At 46.1% G+C, this 3,209-nt stretch carries 3 protein-coding genes; 2 read left to right on the forward strand and 1 reads right to left on the reverse strand.

Going from position 1 to position 3,209, the window contains the following annotated elements:
- Positions 1–179: 179 nt before the first annotated feature.
- Both RMO79_RS15885 and RMO79_RS15890 read left to right on the forward strand, forming a co-directional pair.
- The gene (locus tag RMO79_RS15885) at positions 180–608 is read left to right on the forward strand and encodes a TerB family tellurite resistance protein (RefSeq protein ID WP_310484151.1); all 429 of its coding nucleotides are present in this window, start codon (positions 180–182) and stop codon (positions 606–608) included.
- A gap of 99 nt (positions 609–707) precedes the next feature.
- Entirely contained in the window at positions 708–1,763 is a 1,056-nt protein-coding gene (locus RMO79_RS15890; RefSeq protein WP_310484152.1) for an ABC transporter permease, read from the forward strand.
- 5 nt (positions 1,764–1,768) lie between these two features.
- On the opposite strand, the gene dprA is transcribed toward RMO79_RS15890, so the two are convergent.
- The gene (gene dprA / locus RMO79_RS15895) at positions 1,769–2,917 is read right to left on the reverse strand and encodes a DNA-processing protein DprA (RefSeq protein WP_396136608.1); all 1,149 of its coding nucleotides are present in this window, start codon (positions 2,915–2,917) and stop codon (positions 1,769–1,771) included.
- Positions 2,918–3,209 lie beyond the last annotated feature (292 nt).

The following is a 3,209-nucleotide window of genomic DNA, read 5'->3' on the forward strand; positions in this document are numbered from 1 at the left end:
AAAATTCATCGCTTGAAACGACCATTTCTCGTGGAAAAATCTGCCCCTGACGCAAATTTTGCCACATTCGATCGACGCGTTCGAGATTGGCAAAAGTATCGGCGGGAAATCGAGCAGCCATGTCAGCAGCAATCGGCATAGAATTAGAACAAAGAGAATTACTTACTATGGTAGATCGTATGGATAATCAATCTCAGGCACGATCGTTGATGCAAATCCTGATCGGTGTCGCTTGGCTCGACGGAAAAATTCAACCAGAAGAACGTCAATATCTAGCCAAAGTCGCCCAAGCGCATCAGCTTATCGGTACGGATGTCACCGCAGATCCCGATCTCGAAGCATTACTCGCCGGGACGATATCGATTACCCCTGCTGACTGCGAAGAGTGGATTCAAGCATATTTAGGAGATCGATCGATTTACGACGACGATCGGCTCATCGAAGCAATTAGCGGTTTAATTTATAGCGATGGTGATGTCGCAGTCGCCGAAGCAAAGCTATTAACCAATATCCAATCGGAACCATCTTCCGACTTGCCAAATTCACAGCCACTACTCGCCAAAGTTCAACAGCTATATCAAAATTGGCGCAATAAGAGCGACAAATAAATAGATCGTCATCAAATCAACATCACCGAATAAATTGGTGCTGTTGGGTTTCGTGCCTCAACCCAACCTACATATTTCCTACTCCTTACTCCCTAATCGATGACTCGTTCCTTATCCAACCGAGATTTTCTCTCGCAAATCCAAGCCATATTTGCTAGCGAAACCTGCTTGTATATCGTCAAACGATCGCTCCAAGCGATCCTGACTTTATTCTTGGCTTCAATCCTGTGCTTTGCCATTATTCAATTCTCGCCAGGTAACTTCCTCGATACGCTCAAACAAAACCCGAAAATTACCTCAAAACGCATCGAAGAACTCGAACAGCTATTTGGATTGAGTCCTAAAAAAGATTTATTAACCATCTCTCAACAATATTTAAAATGGTTATGGCAGGCAATTCAGGGTAATTTAGGTTTGAGTATGCTCTACTTCCAACCCGTGACAACATTGATCGGGCAACGGATTAGAGCCACGCTAGAACTGGCGATCGCCTCGATTATTTTAACATGGGCGATCGCCATTCCTTTAGGGATTATCGGTGCAGTCAATCAAAACAAATTTATCGATAAATTCTTGCGCGTGCTCAGTTATACCGCCCAAGGATTTCCGAGTTTTGTAACTTCATTATCGTTATTAGTTGTCGCCCAAATTTGCTCGCCACTATTGCCAGTCGGCGGTAGAACTAGTATCGATCATGGTGAAATGTCGGCGATCGGACAATTATTTGATATCCTCTGGCACATGATTCTACCGACAATCGCGCTAACAATTACCGGATTTGCTGGACTGCAACGGATTACGCGCGGTGAGTTATTAGATGTGTTGCGTCAGGACTATATTCAAACAGCTAGAGCTAAAGGTTTGCCTGAAAATCGGGTAATTTACGTCCATGCATTACGAAATGCAATTAACCCATTAGTAACATTACTCGGTTTTGAATTTGCCAGTTTACTTAGTGGTGCTTTTATTGCTGAATTTTTCTTTAACTGGCCGGGACTAGGTAAATTAATTTTAACAGCAGTCACCGCTAAAGATCTTTATTTAGTAATGGGTAGCTTGATGATTGGAGCGGTGATGTTAATTATCGGTAACTTACTAGCCGACTTACTTCTAAAATTTGTCGATCCGCGTATTAAACTAGCAGATTTAAAATAGATATACTAACAGCGTTGATATCTCATTCCTGGTAATTGCACGATCGAACCTAATAATTCTAATTGCAACAACCGACTCGAAACAGTTGCTACTGGTAACTGAGATTTAGAAACCAGATCGTCAAAGTCGATCGGATCGTCGCTCACCAGCAGCCAGATTTGGTGAAGATCGGGATCTAATTCAATCGCAGGAGCCTGAACTTTCGGTGTGGCTGGAGCAAAATCGGGCTGTGGCATTAACGGTAATTGGAGTTGCTGGGAATCGAGTTGAGGGATCGATGAGAGTAATTCGAGTAGGTGTTTCAAGCCCAGAATCGGCTGTGCGCCGCGACTGAGTAGCCCCAGACAGCCAAGCGCGTTAGGGTTATCGATTGCGCCAGGAAGGATGTATACATCGCGGTTGAAGTCATTGGCTTGATAAGCAGTAATCAGCGCACCCGACTTAACTGGAGCCTCAATGACGATCGTCACGCGACTCAATCCGGCAATAATGCGATTGCGAGCGGGAAAGTGAGGTCGATTTGGTTGCGTTCCCGCTGGATATTCGCTGACAATTAAACCATGCTGCTGAATATCTGCTGCAAGCTGACGGTTGCTCGGTGGATAGACCACATCTACACCAGTACCGACGACGGCGATCGTTTTTCCGCCAGCTTCCAAGCAGGCTCTATGCGCCTCTGTATCCACACCCAGAGCCATACCTGAGACGATCGTAAACCCGTTTTTTGCCAAGCAGGTACTAATTTCCCGCGCCCACTTAATGCCATATTTTGAAGGCTCGCGAGTACCGACGATGCCGATCGTTAAATCTCCCGATTGTTGAATTGTGGTGACTTGCCCTCGGTAATATAAAATGCCTGGAGCCGAGGGAATTTCAGCTAGGAGCCTGGGATAATCGGCATCGCTACGCGCCCACCAGTTAGGGTTGGCGATCGCCTGTTCTGCGAGCAATTTGACGGGATCGATTGCGGCACGAGCGGCCAAAATTTTGGCACCCGATAGCACGCCGACACCCTCGATCTGAAGTATTTTTTCGTCAGGCGCGTGCCATGCCGCTTCAAGGCTACCAAATTGCTGGTACAGTCGATCGACCAAAATCGGCCCGACACCATTAACTTTCGACCAAGCCAACCAATAAATCCGTTCTTGTGACATCCGCATCGAGTCCGCATTCTTTCGACTTATTATGCCCAGAAATTTGGGGTTTAGAGCGGGGAGGGGGGGACGGGGTGACTGGGGGACTGGGGGACTGGGAGACTGGGGGACGGGGAGGAGAAACTAAAACCTAAAACCTAAAACCTAAAACCTAAGAGGATGTTTGGAAATACGGAGAGTATAAAATATTCAAGCAAGTCTCCGTAGCATAAGTCGGATCATAGCAATGTGGATGAAAGCCTCTGATGAAGCAGGTAAACGTTCGTAATCAACATTAAGACGGCGACACCAG

This window comes from Chamaesiphon sp. VAR_48_metabat_403 (assembly GCF_031422475.1).
Classification (GTDB): Bacteria; Cyanobacteriota; Cyanobacteriia; order Cyanobacteriales; family Chamaesiphonaceae; genus Chamaesiphon.

Excerpts from the sequence above, each read along its gene's own strand:
- RMO79_RS15890 (WP_310484152.1), top strand. The coding sequence starts at position 708 with ATGACTCGTTCCTTATCCAACCGAGATTTTCTCTCGCAAATCCAAGCC.
- RMO79_RS15885 (WP_310484151.1), top strand. The coding sequence starts at position 180 with ATGGATAATCAATCTCAGGCACGATCGTTGATGCAAATCCTGATCGGT.
- dprA (WP_396136608.1), bottom strand. The coding sequence starts at position 2,917 with ATGTCACAAGAACGGATTTATTGGTTGGCTTGGTCGAAAGTTAATGGT.